This window comes from Streptomyces thermovulgaris, from assembly GCF_002155915.1.
Classification (GTDB): Bacteria; Actinomycetota; Actinomycetes; order Streptomycetales; family Streptomycetaceae; genus Streptomyces; species Streptomyces thermovulgaris.
Genome location: NZ_MUME01000202.1, coordinates 1 through 20,106, shown reverse-complemented (window position 1 = coordinate 20,106; position 20,106 = coordinate 1). Strand labels below are relative to the sequence as shown.

At 71.5% G+C, this 20,106-nt stretch carries 19 protein-coding genes and 1 tRNA gene; 10 read left to right on the top strand and 10 right to left on the bottom strand.

Features of this window, described 5'->3' with window-relative positions:
* Positions 1-64: 64 nt before the first annotated feature.
* The 4 genes from CCN35_RS17100 to CCN35_RS17085 all read left to right on the top strand — a co-directional run bounded on the left by CCN35_RS17100 (position 65) and on the right by CCN35_RS17085 (position 3,640).
* Positions 65-787: a M50 family metallopeptidase gene (locus CCN35_RS17100; protein ID WP_067391590.1), complete on the top strand. Its 723-nt coding sequence runs from the start codon at positions 65-67 to the stop codon at positions 785-787.
* 55 nt (positions 788-842) lie between these two features.
* The gene (gene aroA / locus CCN35_RS17095; RefSeq protein WP_067391594.1) at positions 843-2,159 is read left to right on the top strand and encodes a 3-phosphoshikimate 1-carboxyvinyltransferase; all 1,317 of its coding nucleotides are present in this window, start codon (positions 843-845) and stop codon (positions 2,157-2,159) included.
* A 16-nt stretch (positions 2,160-2,175) separates the two neighbouring features.
* On the top strand, positions 2,176-3,186 hold the full coding sequence (gene rsgA, locus CCN35_RS17090; protein WP_067391597.1) for a ribosome small subunit-dependent GTPase A: 1,011 nt from the start codon (positions 2,176-2,178) through the stop codon (positions 3,184-3,186).
* A 130-nt stretch (positions 3,187-3,316) separates the two neighbouring features.
* Positions 3,317-3,640 carry a DMT family transporter gene (locus CCN35_RS17085; protein WP_067391600.1) on the top strand — a complete coding sequence of 108 codons (324 nt, stop codon included), beginning with the start codon at positions 3,317-3,319 and terminating at the stop codon, positions 3,638-3,640.
* Positions 3,641-3,653: 13 nt separating this feature from the next.
* Here the strand turns inward: CCN35_RS17085 and CCN35_RS17080 are convergent, their stop codons facing one another.
* A complete protein-coding gene (locus CCN35_RS17080; protein ID WP_067391603.1) occupies positions 3,654-4,262 on the bottom strand; it encodes a TetR/AcrR family transcriptional regulator in 609 nt (202 codons plus the stop codon).
* Between the two features lie 199 nt (positions 4,263-4,461).
* Here CCN35_RS17080 and hisN point away from each other — a divergent pair, with 199 nt between their 5' ends.
* The 3 genes from hisN (at position 4,462) to CCN35_RS17065 (ending at position 6,469) form a co-directional block, all read left to right on the top strand.
* Positions 4,462-5,262, top strand: a complete 801-nt coding sequence (hisN, locus tag CCN35_RS17075) for a histidinol-phosphatase (protein WP_067391607.1) — start codon at positions 4,462-4,464, stop codon at positions 5,260-5,262.
* Between the two features lie 148 nt (positions 5,263-5,410).
* Positions 5,411-5,812 carry a CBS domain-containing protein gene (locus CCN35_RS17070; protein WP_067391610.1) on the top strand — a complete coding sequence of 134 codons (402 nt, stop codon included), beginning with the start codon at positions 5,411-5,413 and terminating at the stop codon, positions 5,810-5,812.
* A gap of 240 nt (positions 5,813-6,052) precedes the next feature.
* A complete protein-coding gene (locus tag CCN35_RS17065; RefSeq protein WP_067391614.1) occupies positions 6,053-6,469 on the top strand; it encodes a Fur family transcriptional regulator in 417 nt (138 codons plus the stop codon).
* 159 nt (positions 6,470-6,628) lie between these two features.
* Here CCN35_RS17065 and CCN35_RS17060 read toward each other — a convergent pair.
* From CCN35_RS17060 to CCN35_RS17050, 3 genes are all read right to left on the bottom strand, one after another.
* Positions 6,629-6,702 (bottom strand) — tRNA-Met (locus tag CCN35_RS17060).
* 196 nt (positions 6,703-6,898) lie between these two features.
* Complete coding sequence (locus CCN35_RS17055; protein ID WP_211285538.1) at positions 6,899-8,731, bottom strand: tetratricopeptide repeat protein; 1,833 nt, start codon at positions 8,729-8,731, stop codon at positions 6,899-6,901.
* Between the two features lie 217 nt (positions 8,732-8,948).
* A complete protein-coding gene (locus CCN35_RS17050; RefSeq protein WP_086793374.1) occupies positions 8,949-11,939 on the bottom strand; it encodes a UPF0182 family membrane protein in 2,991 nt (996 codons plus the stop codon).
* 176 nt (positions 11,940-12,115) lie between these two features.
* On the opposite strand from CCN35_RS17050, the gene CCN35_RS17045 reads away from it, so the two are divergent.
* Positions 12,116-12,658: a PPA1309 family protein gene (locus CCN35_RS17045; protein ID WP_067391622.1), complete on the top strand. Its 543-nt coding sequence runs from the start codon at positions 12,116-12,118 to the stop codon at positions 12,656-12,658.
* 115 nt (positions 12,659-12,773) lie between these two features.
* Here the strand turns inward: CCN35_RS17045 and CCN35_RS17040 are convergent, their stop codons facing one another.
* From CCN35_RS17040 to CCN35_RS17030, 3 genes are all read right to left on the bottom strand, one after another.
* On the bottom strand, positions 12,774-13,871 hold the full coding sequence (locus CCN35_RS17040; protein ID WP_067391625.1) for a YlbL family protein: 1,098 nt from the start codon (positions 13,869-13,871) through the stop codon (positions 12,774-12,776).
* 515 nt (positions 13,872-14,386) lie between these two features.
* A complete protein-coding gene (locus CCN35_RS17035; RefSeq protein ID WP_067391628.1) occupies positions 14,387-14,848 on the bottom strand; it encodes a molybdenum cofactor biosynthesis protein MoaE in 462 nt (153 codons plus the stop codon).
* Between the two features lie 56 nt (positions 14,849-14,904).
* Positions 14,905-16,017 (bottom strand): SDR family oxidoreductase, encoded by a 1,113-nt coding sequence (locus CCN35_RS17030; RefSeq protein ID WP_067391631.1) that lies wholly within the window; start codon positions 16,015-16,017, stop codon positions 14,905-14,907.
* Between the two features lie 192 nt (positions 16,018-16,209).
* On the opposite strand from CCN35_RS17030, the gene CCN35_RS17025 reads away from it, so the two are divergent.
* Both CCN35_RS17025 and CCN35_RS17020 read left to right on the top strand, forming a co-directional pair.
* Positions 16,210-17,778, top strand: coding sequence for a zinc-dependent metalloprotease (locus CCN35_RS17025; RefSeq protein ID WP_086793372.1), 1,569 nt, complete (start codon positions 16,210-16,212; stop codon positions 17,776-17,778).
* Positions 17,775-18,314: an NUDIX hydrolase gene (locus CCN35_RS17020; RefSeq protein WP_086793370.1), complete on the top strand. Its 540-nt coding sequence runs from the start codon at positions 17,775-17,777 to the stop codon at positions 18,312-18,314. Before CCN35_RS17025 ends, CCN35_RS17020 begins: the two co-directional genes overlap by 4 nt.
* 60 nt (positions 18,315-18,374) lie before the next feature.
* On the opposite strand, the gene CCN35_RS17015 is transcribed toward CCN35_RS17020, so the two are convergent.
* From CCN35_RS17015 to CCN35_RS17005, 3 genes are all read right to left on the bottom strand, one after another.
* Positions 18,375-19,130: an AIM24 family protein gene (locus tag CCN35_RS17015; RefSeq protein WP_067391640.1), complete on the bottom strand. Its 756-nt coding sequence runs from the start codon at positions 19,128-19,130 to the stop codon at positions 18,375-18,377.
* A gap of 17 nt (positions 19,131-19,147) precedes the next feature.
* Entirely contained in the window at positions 19,148-19,828 is a 681-nt protein-coding gene (locus CCN35_RS17010) for an AIM24 family protein (protein WP_067391643.1), read from the bottom strand.
* Positions 19,829-19,841: 13 nt separating this feature from the next.
* On the bottom strand, positions 19,842-20,106 hold a 265-nt coding region (locus CCN35_RS17005; RefSeq protein WP_211285537.1), incomplete at its 5' end, for an AIM24 family protein.

Below are 20,106 nucleotides of genomic sequence, written 5' to 3'. Positions count from 1 at the left end.
CCCGTCACCCGATCACCGTCTCTCACCGCGAGGACACTGCGAGGACAGGGAGCCCCTGGGAACCATGGCCAGCACCGCCGCCACCGCGCTGCCCGACCTCTGGGACCGGTTGACCGGGACCCAGCCCGACCCCGACCCGTGGGTGGTGATCGCCACGGCGGTCGCCGCGCTCGCCGCGGTCGTCCCGCACCGTCTGTGGCGCCTCTCCCGCAACGCGATCACCATCGCGCACGAGGGCGGCCACGGGCTGGTGGCGCTGCTCACCGGCCGCACGCTGACCGGGATACGCCTGCACTCCGACACCAGCGGTCTGACCGTCAGCCGCGGCAAGCCGTACGGCATCGGCATGATCCTCACCGCGGCCTCCGGCTACACCGCGCCCCCGCTGCTGGGCCTGGGCGGTGCGGCCCTGCTCGACGCCGGGCACATCACGCTGCTGCTGTGGGTGGCCACGGCGCTGCTGCTGGCGATGCTGGTGATGATCCGCAACGCGTACGGGGCGCTCACCGTGCTCCTCACCAGCGGCACGTTCCTGCTGGTGTCCTGGCTGGCCGGGCCCCAGGTGCAGGCGGCGTTCGCGTACGCCGTGGTGTGGTTCCTGCTGTTCGGCGGGGTGCGTCCGGCCTTCGAGCTGCAGGCCAAGCGGTCCCGCGGGGGCGCCGGGGACTCGGACGCGGACCAGCTGTCGCGGCTGACGCACGTACCGGCGGGACTGTGGCTGTTCCTGTTCCACGCGGTGTCGCTGTGCTCGCTGATCGGCGGCGGCCGCTGGCTGCTGGAGATGTGACCAGCCGTCCGGTCGGCCGGCGGGCGGTCCGGCCGCCTCCTTATAGAGTGGGGCCATGCTTCCGAACCCCGCGCCTTCCGCCCTTTGGCCCGCCCCGCACGCGAGCGGAGCCGTCGATGCGACGGTCCACGTGCCGGGGTCCAAGTCCGTCACCAACCGTGCCCTGGTCCTCGCCGCCCTCGCCTCCGAGCCGGGCTGGCTGCGCCGCCCGCTGCGCTCCCGGGACACGCTGCTGATGGCGGGCGGCCTGCGGGCGATGGGCGTGGGCATCGAGGAGGGCGTCGGTCCGGACGGCACCGGAGAGGCCTGGCGGGTGATCCCCGCGGGTCTGCACGGCCCGGCCACGGTCGACGTCGGCAACGCGGGCACCGTGATGCGTTTCCTGCCGCCGGTCGCCGCGCTGGCCGACGGCCCCGTCCGCTTCGACGGCGACCCGCGGTCGCACGAGCGTCCGCTGCACGGGGTCATCGACGCGCTGCGCGCCCTGGGCGCCCGGATCGACGACGGCGGCCGGGGAGCGCTGCCGATGACCGTGCACGGCAACGGCGCGCTGGACGGCGGCCCGGTGGAGATCGACGCCTCCTCCTCGTCCCAGTTCGTCAGCGCCCTGCTGCTGTCCGCGCCCCGCTTCAACCAGGGCGTGGAGGTCCGGCACGTCGGTTCGACGCTGCCGTCGATGCCGCACATCCGGATGACGGTGGACATGCTGCGCGCGGTCGGCGCCCAGGTGGACACCCCCGAGTCGGGCGGCGAGCCGAACGTGTGGCGGGTCACCCCGGGCGCCCTGCTGGGCCGGGACCTGACCGTGGAGCCGGACCTGTCCAACGCCCAGCCCTTCCTCGCGGCGGCGCTGGTGACCGGCGGCAGGGTCGTCATCCCCGACTGGCCGGCGCGGACGACCCAGCCGGGCGACCGGCTGCGGGAGATCTTCACCGAGATGGGCGGTTCCTGCGAGCTCACCGACCACGGTCTGGTGTTCACCGGTTCGGGTGCCGTGCACGGCATCGACGTCGACCTGAGCGAGGTCGGCGAGCTGACCCCGGGCATCGCGGCCGTCGCCGCCCTCGCGGACTCGCCCTCGACCCTGCGCGGCGTGGCCCATCTGCGGCTGCACGAGACCGACCGGCTGGCCGCGCTGACCAAGGAGATCAACGCGCTCGGCGGCGATGTGACCGAGACGGCCGACGGGCTGCACATCCGTCCGCGTCCGCTGCACGGCGGGATCTTCCACACCTACGAGGACCACCGCATGGCAACCGCCGGTGCGATCATCGGCCTGGTCGTGAAGGGCGTACAGATCGAGAACGTGGCGACCACGTCGAAGACCATGCCGGACTTCCCCGACCTGTGGACCGGGATGCTCGGGCTGTAAGGGCGGGGGACACGCCATGCGGCGCTACGGCAAGCACACCGACGAGGACGACATCCGCATCCGCCCGGACCGCCGGGGCAGCCGACCGCGCACGAACATCCGTCCGAAACACGAAAACGCGGTCGAGGGCATGGTGCTCACCGTCGACCGGGGCCGTCTGACCTGCCTTGTCGACGGCCGTACGGTCGTCGCGATGAAGGCCCGCGAACTGGGCCGCAAGGCCGCCGTCGTGGGCGACCGGGTCGCCCTGGTCGGCGACCTGTCCGGGCGGAAGGGCACCCTCGCACGCATCGTCCGCATCGAGGAGCGCACCTCCGTCCTGCGCCGTACGGCGGACGACGACGACCCGTACGAGCGCGTGGTCGTGGCCAACGCCGACCAGCTGGCCATCGTCACCGCGCTCGCCGACCCCGAGCCGCGCCCCCGCCTGATCGACCGGTGCCTGGTGGCGGCGTACGACGGCGGTCTGGACCCGCTCCTGGTCATGACCAAGTCGGACCTGGCCCCGCCGGACAAGCTCCTGGAGCTGTACGGCGCGCTGGACATCCCCCATGTCGTCGTCAACCGCGAGGAACTGGAGAAGGGGGACGCGGCGGACCGGGTGCGCGCGCACCTGGAGGGGAGGATCACGGCGTTCGTCGGCCATTCCGGCGTCGGCAAGACCACGCTCGTCAACGCGCTGGTCGCCGAGGAACGGCGGCGGGAGACGGGCCGGGTGAACGCGGTGACCGGCCGCGGCCGGCACACCACGACCTCGGCGCTCGCGCTGCCGCTGAAGGGGGCGTCCGGCTGGGTCGTCGACACGCCGGGCGTGCGGTCGTTCGGCCTCGCCCATGTCGACCCGTCCCGGGTCATCCACGCCTTTCCCGATCTGGAGCCCGGCACGGAGGGCTGCCCGCGCGCCTGCAGTCACGACGAGCCGGACTGCGCGCTGGACGAGTGGGTCGCCGAGGGCCACGCGGACCCGGCGCGTCTGCACTCGCTGCGCCGGCTGCTGGCCTCGCGGGAGCGCAAGGAGGGCGACTGACCTGCCCGGGCTTTCGCGTTGTTTGCACGGGCGTGGTCCGACACGTGCATAATCGCTCGGAGCCGGACGGGGGACCTGCCCCGAACGCGATCGAGCGGTCACGGCACGCGGACCCACGGGAGGACAGCACATGGCGTGGCTGCTGGTCATTGTGGCCGGGTTGCTCGAGACGGGCTTCGCCGTGTGTCTGAAGCTGTCGCACGGTTTCACCCGGCTCTGGCCCACCATCGGCTTCTGCGTCTTCGCACTGGGCAGTTTCGGGCTGCTCACCCTGTCGCTGAAGAAGCTCGACGTGGGACCGGCGTACGCGGTGTGGACCGGCATCGGTGCGACGGGCACCGCGATCTACGGCATGGTCTTCCTCGGCGACCTGGTCTCCACCTTGAAGATCGTCTCGATCAGTCTGGTCATCATCGGCGTGATCGGACTGCAGCTGTCCGGCTCCGCGCACTGAGGGCCCGGGCGGCTCAGGCGGGCCGGTGGTGCAGGGCGCCGCGGACGAGTGCGGCGACCCCGCCCTCGCCCGGTGGCACCATCACGCACGACAGGGCGAGCCGGAGGACCAGTTCGCAGGTGCGGGCCAGATCGGCGGTCTCCGCCCCGGAGGCGCCGGGCGGGGACAGCAGGGCCACGGCACGGTCGCGGACGGCCGCCGCCAGGTCCTGGGGCGACGGCAGCGGGCCGTCCGCCCGGCGCTGCGCCGGCACCACGGAGGAGGACGGCACCGCCGAGAGCGTGGGCGCGGGCAGCCGTTCGCTCCAGCAGCCGGTGAGCATCGCCCTCGTCAGCGCGTTGTCCCGGGCGGCCGACACGGTCCACTCGGCGACGGCGACGAGCCGCTCGCACGGGCCCCCCTGGGCGGCCAGGGCGCGGTCCACACCGGCGAGATAGCCGTCCGCCTCCCTTCGGACGAGCGCGCGGGCGAGCCCCTCCTTGCTGCCGAACTCGTTGTAGAGCGTCTGCCGGGAGACTCCGGCCGCCGCGGCCACGTCCACCATCCGTACGGCGGACCACGGCCGGCGCAGCAGCGCCGCGCGGGCGGCGTCCAGCAGGGACTCCCGGGCTGCAGGCATCATCGCCTCCCTGGGGCGGGGCAACTCTGGGCCCAGATTTGACGTGCGGGAACACAGTGTCAAGGGTGTGTGACGGGTTGTGGAGGAGCACCCTCCGGCGGCCGGCGCCCCGCCCCCGAACCGCCCCTTGCTCCACTCACGTGCACTGCCGCACCCCCACCCCCGGTAGCCCCGCACCCGCGGGGCGGATACCGTGCCTTACATGCCCGACTACCTCGATGACCTGCGTCTGGCCCACGTCCTCGCCGACGCCGCCGACGCCGCGACCATGGAACGCTTCAAGGCCCTCGACCTCGAGGTCGAGACGAAGCCGGACATGACCCCCGTCAGCGAGGCGGACAAGGCGGCGGAGGAACTCATCCGCAGCCAGCTGCAGCGCGCCCGTCCCCGCGACGCGATCCTCGGCGAGGAGTACGGCATCGAGGGCACCGGACCCCGCCGCTGGGTCGTCGACCCGATCGACGGCACCAAGAACTACGTCCGCGGTGTGCCCGTCTGGGCGACGCTCATCGCGCTGATGGAGGCCTCCGAGGGCGGCTACCAGCCCGTCGTCGGCGTGGTCTCCGCGCCCGCGCTCGGCCGCCGCTGGTGGGCCGCGCAGGGCCACGGCGCCTTCACCGGCCGCAGCCTGACGAAGGCGAGCAGGCTGCGGGTCTCGCGCGTGGCGAAGCTCGAGGACGCCTCCTTCGCGTACTCCTCGCTCAGCGGCTGGGAGGAGCAGGGCCGCCTGGACGGCTTCCTGGACCTGACCCGTGCGGTGTGGCGCACCCGCGCGTACGGCGACTTCTGGCCGTACATGATGGTCGCCGAGGGGTCGGTCGACCTCTGCGCCGAACCCGAGCTGTCCCTGTGGGACATGGCCGCCAACGCGATCATCGTCACCGAGGCCGGCGGCACCTTCACCGGGCTGGACGGCCGTCCCGGCCCGCACAGCGGCAATGCGGCGGCGTCCAACGGGCTGCTGCACGACGAGATGCTGGAGTATCTCAACCGGCGCCGCTGAAAGGCGCCGCCTGCCCCGCGTGCTCCCCGACGGGCCGCCCGTGCCCCCTTGTTGGCGCCCGGTTTGCCTGCGACTCTGAGAGTCCCCCCACTTGTGAATTTGTGAATCCGTGAACTATCCGGATTCCTCCGAGGAGGTGGCTCCAGCCATGCTCGTCCGTGACGCCATGAGCACCGTGGTTCTCACCATCGGCCCCGCCCACACCCTCCGCCAGGCGGCGGCCCTGATGTCCGCGCGCCGCGTCGGCGCCGCCGTGGTCTACGACCCCGACGCCGGGGGCATCGGCATCCTCACCGAACGCGACATCCTCAACTCCGTCGGCCTGGGCCAGGACCCGGACACCGAGCACGTGCACGACCACACCACCACCGACGTGGTGTTCGCCGCCCCGACGTGGACCCTGGAGGAAGCGGCCCGGGCCATGGCGCACGGCGGCTTCCGGCATCTGATCGTCCTGGACGGCGGCGAGCCGACGGGGATCGTCTCCGTCCGTGACATCATCCGCTGCTGGGTGACGGCCCGGCAGCAGGCGACACGGATACCGGCCTGACGGTTCCCGCGGGCACGACTCCCGCAGACCCCGACGGTTCCTGCGGACACCACGGCGGGCCGGCCCCGAAGGACCCCGGCCTGCCCGCCACGGCAGACGGTCCGGCTCCTGGCCGAATGTCCGGCCGTCTCTCTTGACCGACGCCGGGATCGACCTCACGCTGGACGGCGTCAAAGTCAAGCAAAACTCCAAAGTCACACCCATTCGGGGGGCTATTCCCCTGCTGTTAGGCTGGTCCGCATGAGTGACCTTCTGGAACGGCTGCGTGGACGCGGGTGGCGCATGACCGCGCAGCGGCGCGTCGTGGCCGAGGTACTCGACGGTGAGCACGTTCATCTGACGGCCGACGAGGTTCATGCGCGGGCCGTCGCGAAGCTGCCCGAGATCTCTCGCGCAACCGTCTACAACACGCTGGGCGAGCTGGTCTCCCTCGGCGAGGTCCTCGAGGTGACCACGGACAAGCGCGCCAAGCGGTACGACCCCAACGCTCACCGGCCGCACCACCATCTGATCTGCTCCGGCTGCGGCACGATCCGTGACGTCCACCCGAACGGCAATCCGCTGGCCGACCTGCCCGACTCGGAGCGCTTCGGCTTCACCGTCTCGGACGTCGAGGTGACCTACCGCGGTCTGTGCCCGAACTGCGCGGCGTCCTGACCGCGACGACGCCTTCCAGACGCCTTCCAGGGTTTGCCAGGCCCCCGGCACCGGCGAGGTGCCGGGGGCCTGGTGCGAGACGTACGGCCGTGCCGGAGGGCCGCGCCGGAAACGCCGAGGGCCGGAATCCTCGATCGGATTCCGGCCCTCGGACCTCAGTAGCGGGGACAGGATTTGAACCTGCGACCTCTGGGTTATGAGCCCAGCGAGCTACCGAGCTGCTCCACCCCGCGTCGACGACTGCAACATTACGTGAACGACGGGGAAAGAAGCAAATCACCTGGGCCGTGCGCGGCGCGATGTACGTCACATCCCGTACATCCGCCCCGCGCACCCGCCCCCGGCGGCGCATTCCGCGGACCAAGGCGTCCCGTACCTCGCCCCCGCGGCATGCTCCGCGACGCCCTGCCGCGGAGCATGCCCCGCACCTCACGCCGACAGCTCCTCGCGCAGGGCGTCCCGCAGCCGCGCCGCCCGCTCGGCGACCGCCGCCGGTCCCAGCTCCACGGCCCGGTCGGCCCACCGCTGGCCCTCGGACAGCTCGCCCCGGCGCGCATGGACCAGGGCGAGCCGGAGCGCCGCCCTGCCGTGCCCGGCGTCGGCGGCGCGCTGCCACCACACGGCGGCCTCGGGCTCGCTGCCCTCCCGGGCGAGCAGCAGCCCCAGGTTGAACGCGCCGTTGCTGGAGCCGGCCTCCGCCGCCGTCCGGTACCAGCGCGCCGCCTCCACCACGTCCCCGCGGGCCGCGGCCAGCATCCCGACCCGCACCTGCGCACGCCGGTGCCCCTGGGAGGCCGCCCGCTCGTACCACTCCTCGCACTCGGTCTTGTCGGGGAACGCGGGCTCGCCGAGCTCGTGCGCGGGTGCCGGCGGCCGGCGGGCGTCGAGCAGGGTGGCCAGCCGGTACGCGGCCTCCGCGCTGCCGCCGCCGGCCGCGCACCGCAGGTACCGCTCGGCCTCCTGCTCGTCCCCCGCGCGCAGCCGAGCGATCCCCACCTGCAGCGCCGCCTCCGTGTGCCCGGCGGCCGCCGCCCGCTCGTACCAGCGCAGGGCCTCGGGCTCCAGCTCCCGCCCCGCGTAGAGGATTCCCAGGTTGAACGCGGCGTCGACGCTGCCGGCCTCGGCCGCCTTGGAGAACCACGGCTCGGCACCGCCGGTGTCGCCGCTCTGCATCAGCAGCACGGCGAGGGCGTTCGCCGCCTCCCGGTGCCCGGCGTAGGCCGCGCGCCGGTACCACTGCTCGGCCTGGGTGATCCGGCCCTGCTCGGCGCAGAGCAGCCCGAGGTTGTAGGCGCCGTTGACGTCGCCCGCGTCCATCGCCGCCCGGTACCACCGCTCGGCGGTCTGGGTCTCGCCGCGTTCGGCGTACAGGGCGCCCAGCGCGTTGGCCGCGTTGCCGTCGCCGTTCTGCGCGGCCCGCAGCCACCATGCGGCGGCGCCCTCGAGGTCGCCGGCGTCCCGCAGCAGGAAGCCGAGTGCGCAGGCGGCCCGCACCTCGCCGTCCTTGGCGGCGGTCAGGTACCAGCGGCCGGCCTCCTCGATCTCGCCGCGCTTCTCCAGGATCGCGCCGAGGTGCAGTGCGGCCCGGCGGTGCCCGCGCGCGGCGGCCTGCCGGTACCACTGTTCGGCCTCCTGCCTGAGGGCGACCACGTCGTCGCCGGCGGCCCTTCGCGCGGCCCGCCGCTCCAGTGTCCGGGCCAGCCGGTACCCGGCCTCCCGGTGGCCCCGCTCGGCGGCGGCCCGCATCCAGCGCTCGGCCTCGGCGTCCCCGCGGTGCTCCAGCAGGTCGGCGAGCGCGTAGGCGCCGAGGACGTGTCCCTGCTCGGCGGACTGGCGCAGCCAGTACTCGGCGGCGGGCTCGTCGCCGCGCTCGCGGTGGTGGCGTCCGAGCGCGTGCGCGGCCGCCGCGGATCCGGCGACGGCGGCGATCCGCCACCATCCGGCGGCCTCGTCGGGGTATCCCCGCTGGTGGAGAAGGACTCCCAGATTGTTGGCGGCGGCGCGGTCACCGGCCGCGGTGGCGGCCCGCAGATGGGGTTCGGCTCCGTCGAGATCGCCGCGGCGCAGCAGCATGGCCCCCAGGACGCTCATGGCCTCGACGTCCCCCGACTCCGCAGCGAGGCGACGACGTGCCAGTTCCGCGACCTCCTCGGCGGCCACCCCGGTCTCGTCCCGGTCGTCGCTTCCGGCCTCCTCGGAGTCGGAAGCCCGTACAAATCGCCCCGTCTCGTGCAGAGTTGCCTTGTCCCCCATAACGTCCATCGTCGCACCACCTGCAACCTGGGTACACCTGGTATACCGCAGTCAGTGAGGTCAGTTCAGCGTTTTGTCGACATGCCCACAGAGAGACAAGTCAAACACAGACGGCTCAACTCCCCACGGTGGCGCGGCCGCAGAACATGTCGGCACATGCGTTCGTACACCGCGAAGGGCCCGGATCCGCGGCACGGATCCGGGCCCTTCGGCTCGGCCGGAGCGATCAGCTGTCGGCTGCGCCGGGATCGGCGCCCGAACTCTGCTCCGGTTCGGGCGGGTTGGCGCCGCCTCCGTCGGCGTTCTTGTCACCGCCGCCGGACTTCTCCGCCTGCGCCTGCGCCTCCGCGGCCCGCTTCAGTGCGTCCTGAAGATCCTTCTGCGCCTGGCCGTAGGCCTGCCAGTCGCCCTTCTTCAGGGCCTCCTGCCCGGCGTCGAAGGCCTTCTGCGCGTCCTTCAGCGCCTGCTGGACCGTCGGGTTGCCGCTCGTCGGGGGCGGCGGCGAGGTCTCGCCGGAGCCGGTGTCGCCGGTCCCGGTGTCCCCGGAGGGCGGAGGTGCCGAACCCGAGGTGCCGAAGACCTTGTCGAGGGCCTCGTCGAGGGTGTTCTCGAACGCGGTGACGCCGTCGTAGGTCACCAGCACCTTCCGCATCAGCGGGTACTTCAGCTGTCCACCGCGCACATAGACCGGCTCCACGTAGAGCAGTCCGCCGTCCAGCGGGACGGTCAGCAGGTTGCCGTACTCGATCTCCGAGTCACCGCCCCGGATGAGCCGGACGAACTCGGCGATGTTCTGCTGCGAGTTGGAGTTGAACTGGCTCTGCACCTGCTTGGGGCCGCCGACCGTGGTGCTCGCCGGCAGCTTCAGGATCCTGATCTGGCCGTAGCCGGGCGTGCCCGCCTCGGCGTCGACCGCCATGAAGGCGCTCAGGTTGTCCCGGCCCGTCGGCGTGAACGTCGTCGTCAGCGAGAACGCCTGGGACTCCTGGTCGGGCATCTTCATGGTCAGGTAGTACGGCGGCACCGCGTTGCCCGACTTGGTGGTCGGGTCGTCCGGCACCTGCCACACCTCGCTGCCGCTGAGGAAGGTCTGCGCGTCCTGCACGTGGTAGCGGGTGAGCAGCTCACGCTGGACCTTGAACAGGTCCTGCGGGTAGCGCAGGTGCTCCATCAGCGCCGGCGAGATGTTCTCCCTGGGCTCGACCGTGCCGGGGAACGCCTTCATCCAGGTCTTCAGGACCGGGTCCTCGGTGTCCCACTCGTACAGCCTGACCTCGCCGCTGTAGGCGTCGACGGTCGCCTTCACCGAGTTGCGGATGTAGTTGACCTGGTTCTGCTGGGCCACCACCGCGCGCTGGTCGTTGTTGAAGGTCAGCGAGTCGGCCGTGGTGTCCCCCAGCGTCGTGCGGGAGGAGTACGGGTAGCCGTTCGTCGTCGTGTAGGCGTCGACGATCCACTGGATGCGGCCGTCGACCACCGCCGGGTAGGCGTCGCCGTCGATGGTCAGCCAGGGCGCCACCGCCTCGACGCGCTCCTTGGGCGTGCGGTTGTACAGGATCCGCGAGCCCTCGCCGATCGCGCCGGAGTAGAGGATCTGCGGCTCGCCGAACGCCACCGCGTACGCGGCCCGGTTGACCGGGTTGGAGAGGCTGACGCCGCTGTTGCCCTGGTAGCGGGTGGTCTTCTCACCGCTGTCGTCGGAGTAGTCGACCTCCTCCTGGGGGCCGCCGACGATCGAGTAGGTGGTGGTCTTCTCGCCGTAGTAGATCCGCTGCTCGTACTTGCCCAGCTCGCCCCTGGAGGGCAGGTCGGACTCGATGAAGGACGGCTGGCCGTTGTCGTTGGCCTCGGCGCCCTTGGCCGCGACGACGCCGTAGCCGTGGGTGTAGCGGAAGTGGTTGTTGATCCAGTTCTTCTTCGGGATGCCGTCGAGGTTCAGCTCGCGCAGACCGATGACGGTGTCCTGGCTCTTGCCGTCCTTGGTGGTGTAGCGGTCGACGTCCAGATTGGCCGGGAAGCCGTAGAAGTTCCGGATCTGCTGGAGCTGCTGGAACGTCGGTGAGACGACGTTCGGGTCGAGTATGCGGATGCTCACGGTCTTCTCGACCTCGTCGCGCAGCTTCGTCTTGTCCGTGGTCTGGCTCTTGCCCGCGTACTCGGAGACCTTGGCGTTGTCGATGCCGTACGCCTCACGCGTCGCCTTGATGTTCTTCGCGACGTAGGGCGCCTCCTTGGCCTGCTCGTTGGGCTGGACCTGGAACTTCTGCACGATCGCCGGGTACAGGCCGCCGATGAGGATGGCCGAGAACACCATCAGGCCGAAGCCGATGACCGGCAGCTGCCAGGTGCGCCGCCACAGGGTGGCGAAGAACAGCAGCGCGCAGATGACCGCGATGCAGAACAGGATCGTCTTGGCCGGCAGATAGGCGTGGGCGTCGACGTACCGCAGACCCGTCCAGTTGCCGGCCGCCTTGAAGTCGCTGGACTTCACCGCCAGCCCGTAGCGGTCCAGCCAGTACGCCACCGCCTTCAGCGTCACGAAGACGCCGAGCAGCACCGACAGGTGCCCGGTCGCCGCGGCCGTGGCCCGCGCGCCGGGGCTGGTGACGCGCAGCCCGCCGTACAGGTAGTGGGTGAGCGCCGCGGCGATCAGGGACAGGATCGTGGCGGCGAAGCCGAAGCCCAGCAGGAACCGGTACCAGGGCAGGTCGAAGGCGTAGAAGGAGACGTCCAGGTTGAACTGCGGGTCACGCTTGCCGAACGGCACGCCGTTGACCCACATCAGCCAGGTCCGCCACTGGCTCGCGGCGGAGGCTCCGGCGATCAGGCCGACCAGCGCCGTGATGCCGAACAACAGCCACTTCTTGTACGGAGCGATGCCCATCCGGTAGCGGTCCAGGCTCTGCTGCTCCAGCGACATCGCGCTCAGCGGCGGCCGCAGCCGGTGCGCGAGCCAGATGTTGAGTCCGACCACGCCCGCCATCAGCAGACCGAAGACGAAGAAGAGGCCGATCTTGGTCCACAGCGTGGTGGTGAACACGGACGAATAACGCACCGACCGGTACCACAGCCAGTCCGTCCAGAAGCCCGCGAACATGGCGAAGGCCATGCCGAGGCCGGCAAGGACGCCCAGCGTCATGAGCAGGGTCCTGGCACGCCGGGACGGGCGGCCCACTCTCATCCGCGGCCCTGTCGGGCCTCCGCCGCGGTCCGGCATCTGGAAAGCCAAGGGTGTGCACCTCGAAGTTCGCTGTTGGATTGGGTCTCGTTTGCGTCAGGCCCTGTCCGTGGACCGTACGGTGCGCCCCCGCGAACGTGGGCCCACACTTATGCAACTTACTCATCCTTTACTCAGTTCCCGGTTCCGGCCGAGAACGAGGCAGGATTGTGACCATGTCCAACACTCCCATGGCAGCGAGCCCGCTCACCCGGGCCGTGCTCGAGATCGACGAGTACGCCTCCGGCCTCGGCTGGGATCAGCCCGCTCGTCTCTTCGCGCTCGTAGACACCGCACGACTGCGGGCCCAGGAACCCGCCCTCGCGGCCCGGCTCGGCCTGGGGGACGAGCAGGGGGCCGCCGGTTTCACCCCGATCGAGCAGGACGAGGTCCCGACGGACCGGCCGCTCGACGAGTTCCTGGGCACGATCGCCTGGCCCGAGACGGTGACCGGCTGCGCGCTGACCGTGGAGCGCCTGATGCTGCCGCCGTCCGCCGAGGAGCAGATCCCCGAGGGACTGACCGAGGCGGAGCTGGCCAAGTGGGTGGCCGACCATCCCGAGCGCCAGGAGGTCCGCATGACGGTGGCGGTCCTGCGCGACGGCAGCCGGGAGTCGGCCCTGCGGCTGCGGGAGAAGGACTCCCCGACGGAGGTCCTCACGGGCGCGAACCTGGTGCCGGGGCTGGCGGAGGCGCTGGCGGCGACGTTCGAGGCGTGAGGGTGCCCGGCCGCCGGCGGGGACCGCCGGCGGCCGGGCGCGCCGCCCGTCAGCTCTTGCCGGGCCTTGTCAGGTCTTGTCGACCCCTGTCGGCCCTTGTTCCTGCCGGTTCCTGTCAGCTCTTGGCCGTGCACTTCGGCAGGTCGGCGGTGTTGCCGCTGCGGATGTCCTTCAGGGCGGCGAGGGCGTCGCGCAGGGTGTTCACCTTCACCAGGGTGATCCCCGAAGGCGTGTCCTTGACGGCGGACGCGCAGTTGTCGGCGGGGGTCAGGAAGAACCGGGCGCCCTTGTCGCGCGCGCCGACGATCTTCATCTCGACCCCGCCGATCGGGCCGACCTTGCCGTTGTTGTCGATCGTCCCGGTGCCGGCCACGAACTCGCCGCCGGTCAGGCTGCCCGGGGTGAGCTTGTCGTAGATGCCCAGGGCGAACATCAGCCCGGCGCTCGGTCCGCCGACGTCGGCGAGCTTGATGTCGATCTTGAACGGGAAGGTGTGATCGGTCCCGGCGGAGATCCCGACGATGGCGCGCTTGGCGCCGGCGTCGTCGGACTGCGCCGTGGTGATGGTCACGTCCTTGGTGACGGTTGCCGTCCTGCGCTGCTTCTCGGCGGCGGCCTGCTCCTTGGCGGGCACGATCGTGAAGACGACGTCCTGCCCGGGCTTGTGCCTGGTGACCAGCTTGGCGACGTCGGAGGGCTGCTTGACCTCCGTGCCGTCGACGGCCTTGATGACATCGCCCGCGTGCAGCTTGCCCTCGGCGGGGGTGCCCTTGACCACCGTGGAGACGATCACCCAGGACCGCACCGGGAGGCCGAGCTCCTTCAGCGCGGCGACCTTGGCGCTCTCCTGGGACTGGGTGAACTCCTCGGCGTTCTCCTGCGTCGACTGCTCTTCCGTCTTGCCGTCGGGGTAGAGCGTGTCGTGCGGGACGACCTTGTTGTTGCGCGCCAGCCAGCCGTAGATGGCCTCGACGAGGTTCATCCGGTAGTCGGCGCTGGTGACCCGGACGGTGGTCATGTTGAGATGGCCGTCCGTCGGGTAGGTCTTGTGCCCCGAGATCTGCAGCACCGGCTCACCGTTGTGCTCACCGAGGGTGTTGACCGTCGGTCCCGGAGACATCTCCGAGTACGGCACGGGAAGGAAGACCCCCGCGCACAGGAGCACGATCAGCATCAGCGTGGAGGCGAGCATCGTCGCGGTGCGGCGTGGCATGACTCGACAGTACGGGACGCGCCTGTCAGAGCACCGTCAGGGCAGCCTCACTCATGTACGGGAGTGCGTCCTCTCCATGGCCTCGCGGAATCGCGCGTATCCGTCCAGCTCGGGGCCGTCGCTGCGTGCCTTGCGGGTTCGGTTCGCCCAGCTCCCCCAGAGTCCTGCGCCTATCGCGGCCACAAACGGAATCAGCAACCAGGCGAGAGCCGCCATGCCGACCTCCCAACCCGACCGAGTGAGGGCAACTGACTGATCAGCAGATTAACCATCCGCAGTGACAACGCTCACGTCCAGGGTGCGGTTACGCAACCGGAACTACGCCGAAGGAGTGCGGGTCCGGTGGACGCATGGGCCGGCGGATACGTACGGGGCGGCAGACACGCATGAGTCAGCGGACACGTGTGGGCCGACGGACACGCAGGGCCGGCGGAGGCGCACGGGACAGCGGACACGCACGGGCCGGCCGGTGCGCATCCGCCGGCATGTGCGCGGCGCCGGCGGATGCCGGCGGGTCAGCAGGCGCCCACCCACTCCTCGGTGCCGTCGGAGAACCTCTGGTGCTTCCAGATCGGCACCTGGTGCTTGAGGTCGTCGATCAGTTTCCGGCAGGCCTCGAACGCCTCGGCCCGGTGCGGGCACGACACCCCGACCACGACGGCCAGGTCCCCCACCTTCAGCTCCCCCACGCGGTGCACCGCCGCCAGCGCCCGTACCGGGTACTCGGCGACGACCTTCTCGGCGACCCGCCGCATCTCCGCCTCCGCGCTGGGATGGCAGGAGTACGCGAGTTCCTCGACGCCGGCGCCCCCGTCGTGGTTCCGCACGGTTCCCACGAACAGCGCGGTCCCGCCGGCGGCGTCGTCCCCCACGGCCCCGAAGACCTCGTCCACGGAGAGCGGGGTCTCCCTGATGCCGATCAGCTTGATGGGCTCGTCGGCGGCGTACTCGCCGGGGTGGTCACAGGTGGCTGCCATGGTTCCATCGTGCCGCACACCCTGCCGGCCCCCGTCCTCGGATCCGCCCGCGGGCCTCAGATCCGCCTGCGGGCCTTCCGGGCCCGCCGTACGACCGCCGCCGCACCGAGCAGCGCGACCGTCGCCCCCGCGGCTCCCGCGGCCGTCGCGTCCTTCCGTCCCAGCCGCCGCCCGGCGACCGTGTGCCGTCCGGCCACCTCCTCCAGCAGCGCCGCGAGGACCTCCTCGTTCGTCCACTTCGGCCGCCACCCGGCATCGTGCAGGCGGCTCCCGCTCACCACCCACGGGTACATCGTGTACGCCAGGTCCCCCGCCGGCGACGGGGTGAGCCCGATCCGGTGCAGCCGGGCCGCCGCCCCCAGCGCGATCGCCGACGGCAGCTCCATCCGCCGGATCCCGCTGAGCTCCTCGACCTCCTCCTGCTCCAGCCAGCCGTCGCACCCCACGGCCAGCTCCCCCTCGACCTTCTCCAGCACGGCGTACTCCAGCGCGCTGCACAGGTCCTCGACGTGGCAGAACTGCCACGCGGGCCGCGACCCGGCCACGACCAGCAGCCGGGGCGACTCGAAGTACCTGGTCAGCGCGGTGTCCGTGCCTCCGACCAGCACGGCCGGCCGGACGACGGTGACGTTCAGCCCCGGATGGGCCCGCGGTGCGCGGCGCGCCAGCCGTTCGATCTCCAGCAGGTCCCCGACCCCGGTCGCCTCGGCGGTCGCCCTCAGCTCCGCGTCCTCCGACAGCGGCAGCTCGTTGTCCGGCAGGGCCCCGTAGACCATCGCGGAGGTGCAGAGCACCACACGGCGCACCCCGGCCGCCGCGGCCGCGGTCAGCACGGTCTGCGTTCCCCGGACGTTGTAGGCCGTACGGGCGGCGGCGTCGGTCCCCAGGTCGAGGTCGAGCGCCAGGTGCACCACGACGTCCACGCCGCTCAGCCTGTCCGCGATCGCCGGGTCCCGCACGTCGAGGATGTGCCACTGCGCCGCCGCGCACTCCCCGCGCCGCTCGTCGATGGCGACGACCTTCCGGATCTCGCCGGACGCGGCCAGCCGCTCGGTGAGCAGCGCGCCCACTCCGCGCGCGGCTCCGGTGACCGCGACGACGGGCCCTCGGGCGGCGGGAGTGCTTTCATGGTTTCGCGCTGCGCGAACCTGCGGATCTGGGGAACTCACCGGGCGTCTCCAGAGGTTGTGTTCCATACGGGCGCGAAGGACGCGTACGTACCAGGTGGCATCCATCCTGCCGCAGGCGTTCTGTCGGCGGAGCACCGAGGCTCGAACGGTTCTCGGTGTCTACGCTGGGTGGTGTTGTCGGGCAGCCGCGCCGCCGGAGAGAACCGGTGGCCCTACCAGCCGAGGAACCCCGTGAGTGACACCCCATTCGGATTCGGCCTTCCGCCGGAGGAGCCGGACGACGGCGACGAGGGCAAGAAGAAGGACCAGCAGAGCGGTGGTGGGCAGGGACCGGCCAATCCGTTCGGTTTCGGGCTGCCCGGTGCCGGAGGCTTCGGCGGCCCCGGGGCCGACAACCCGTTCGCAGCCGTGTTCGGCTCACTGAACCCCAGCGACCTGGGCGCCGCGTTCCAGCAGCTCGGCCAGATGCTCTCCTACGAGGGCGGGCCGGTGAACTGGGACATGGCCAAGCAGATCGCCCGCCACACGGTCTCCCAGGGCACTCCGGACGGCACCAAGGACGCGAGCGTCGGCCCGGCCGAGCGCACCGCGGTCCAGGACGCCGTCCGCCTGGCCGACCTGTGGCTGGACGACGTGACGTCCCTGCCCTCGGGCGCCGCCTCCGCGGTGGCGTGGTCCCGCGCGGAGTGGGTCGAGGCGACCCTGCCGGCCTGGCAGGAGCTCGTCGACCCGGTCGCCGAGCGCGTGGGCAACGCCATGGCCGACGTGCTGCCGGAGGAGATGCAGGCCATGGCCGGCCCGCTGATCGGCATGATGCGCTCCATGGGCGGCGCCATGTTCGGCACGCAGATCGGGCAGGCCGTCGGCGTGCTGGCGGGCGAGGTCGTCGGCTCCACCGACATCGGCCTGCCGCTCGGCCCGGCCGGCAGGGCCGCGCTGCTGCCGGTGAACATCGAGGTGTTCGGCAAGGACCTGGGCGTGCCCAAGGAGGAGGTGCGGCTGTACCTCGCCCTGCGCGAGGCCGCCCACCAGCGTCTGTTCGCGCATGTGCCGTGGCTGCGCTCGCACCTGTTCGGCGCGGTCGAGGGGTATGCGCGCGGGATCAAGGTCGACACCGCGAGGCTGGAGGACGTGGTCGGCCAGTTCGACCCGCAGAACCCCGAGCAGCTGCAGGACGCCCTGCAGCAGGGCATGTTCCAGCCGCAGGACACCCCCGAGCAGAAGGCCGCCCTGGCCCGGCTGGAGACCGCTCTGGCGCTCGTGGAGGGCTGGGTGGACGCGGTGGTGCACGCGGCCGCGAAGCCGCGTCTGACGTCCGCGGACGCGCTGCGCGAGACGCTGCGCCGGCGCCGTGCCTCGGGCGGCCCGGCCGAGCAGACGTTCGCCACGCTGATCGGTCTGGAGCTGCGTCCGCGCCGGCTGCGCGACGCCTCCCGTCTGTGGGCCTCGCTCACCGACGCGCGCGGGATCGACGGCCGTGACGCCCTGTGGGCCCACCCGGACATGCTGCCGACGGCCGCCGACCTGGACGACCCCGACGGCTTCGTCCACCGGGAGCAGATGGACTTCTCCGAGCTGGACAAGATGCTCGGCGAGGCCGCGAGCGGCTCCGCGCCCGGCCCGGACCCGCGGAAGAAGGACGCAGAGGGCGGGGAGGAAGCACCGGAGGCGAGGGCCGGGGACGCCGAGGACGCCGGGAAGGACGGCGGAGGCGAGGAGAAGGGCCGGGAGAGCAAGGAGAACGGGAAGGGCCAAAAGGACCGGGGAGCCGAGGGCGACGGGGGCGACGGCACCGAGTGAGCCTCCACGACGACGCGGTCCTCGTCCTGAAGGAGTACCGGGAGCACGGGGACCAGCCCGAGCTGTGCCAGGTCTACCTGGACCATCTGGCGGCGCACCCGGACGGTGTGTGGAAGGCCTGCCACGCGGGCCACATCACCGCGAGCGCCCTGGTGATCGACCCCGAGCACGAGCGGGTGCTGCTGACGCTGCACCGGAAGCTGCGGATGTGGCTGCAGATGGGCGGCCACTGCGAACCCGGCGACACCGCGCTGGAGGCCGCCGCCCTGCGGGAGGCCACGGAGGAGTCGGGCATCGTCGGCCTGGTGCCGCTGCCCGGCGGACCGGTGCGGCTGGACCGCCATCCGATCCCGCCGCCGTGCCACTGGCACCTCGACGTCCAGTACGCCGTCCTGGCCCCGTCCGGCGCGGTCCAGAAGATCAGCGACGAGTCCCTGGACCTGCGCTGGTTCGCCTACAACGAGGTGGCCGGCGTGGCCGACGAGTCGGTCGTACGGCTGCTGGAGGCGACACACGCCAGGCTCCGGGAACTCTGAGGGCCTCGGCAGAACGAGGGGCGGCCGTCGTGACGGCCGCCCCTCGTGCCGTGCTCCGGCTCAGCTCCAGACGTTGCCCGGGTTCTGTCCCCGGGCCCCCTGCATGCCCATGCCGAACTGGGCGGCAAGCCCATGTCCGGTCATCGCGTTCTGCGGCGGCAGCAGCTCGCTGGGCTGGACGAGCGCGTATCCGCTGCCCATGAAGCTGATCTCCCAGCCCTCGCCGGTGCTGCCGCGGCGCCGCCACACCCCGGAGGAGTGCGTCTGGGCCTGCATCTGCACCCGCAGACCGGTGGACCAGGCGACGATCGCGTCGGCGTCGCAGCTGACGTACTTGTCGGGGGTCACCTGCATCATCAGCGGCGCGCCCGAGGTCATCAGGGCGACCTTGCCGTGGCCGGTGATGTTCAGCTGGTACTTCCCCGAGCCGGAGATGCCGTACAGGCTGTCGACGGCGACGACCTCGTGGTGCAGCGAGGAGTCCATCGCCAGCACATAGTTGCTGTCGACGGTCAGCCCCTCCGAGTCGACCTCCATGATGTGCACGTGCTGGGCGAGGTTGGCGAAGTAGACCGTGCCCTGCCCGTGACAGCGCATCAGGTCCAGGCCCTCGCCGGTGTAGGCGTGGGCGCGCACCTGGGACTCGCTCCGGTACTCGGCGTCGAACTCGACCATGCCCTGGTAGGCGACCATCGTGCCCTTGCGGGCGAGGACGTCGTCGTGTCCCTGCAGCAGGACGCGCAGCATCTGCTCGTTCTGCAGGCTCCAGCGCTCCTGGGTCTGGACTTCGTTGAAGGCGAAAAGCGGGCTCTGCATGGTGTTCTGTCTCCCCCTCAGCCGCGGAACCGGAGGCGGTCGGTGCTGTCCTCGCTGGGCTGGACGACGACGATTCCCCGGCCGGAGAAGGCGAGCTGGAAGGCCTCGCCGCTGCCCCGGCCGATCAGGGACTGCGCCTTGAAGCTGCGCTTGCCCCTCACCTTCAGGTTCGGCGACCAGGCGACGAGCGCGTCCGGGTCGACATGGGTCTCGTCCTCCCCGTCGCCGCAGTCGACGACGATCGGTTCGCCCCGGGAGGTCAGCGCGACCCAGCCCTGACCGGAGATCGTGGTGTTCCACAGGCCCTGCCCGGCGAACTTCGCCAGTCCCTTGACCCGTTCGACGCCCCAGGTCAGATGGGCGTCGAAGGCCAGCAGGTTGGTGGCGTTGACGGAGATGGCGTCACCGGCCAGGTTGATGACGACGACGTCGGCCCCGTAGTCGGCGAGGTAGAGCAGTCCGTCGCCGGAGCACCTCATCAGCGGGGCGCCCTCGCCGGTGATCCAGTCGCGTGCGATCTGGCGCACGGCGGCCGGGTTGGGCTCGTACTGGATGAAGCCCTCGTAGGCGACCATCGACCCCGCGCGCGCGAAGAGGTCGTTTCCGGTCTGCATGGCGACCTTCAGCATGTGGCTGCCGTGGTTCTCCATGCGGGCGGTGACAGGTGCGGGGGCGTAGCCCGCGGGCGGCTGGTTCATGACGGGCTCCCTATCAGACCTCGTAGGGCTGGACGACGACGAAGTTGCCGGGGGCGGCCCGGAACTGGAGGTTGACGCCCTCTCCGGTGGCGCCGGGGTAGGCGCCGCGGCGCATGCGCACCTGGCTGGAGACGATCACCTGGGCGGCGGCCGACCAGGCGACGACGGCGTTGGAGTCGACGAACGTCGTCGGTGTCACGGGCAGGACGACGGGCTTGCCGTGCGTCTTGACGACGATCGTGCCGGTGCCCTGGAACTGCATGGTGAACAGGGCACCG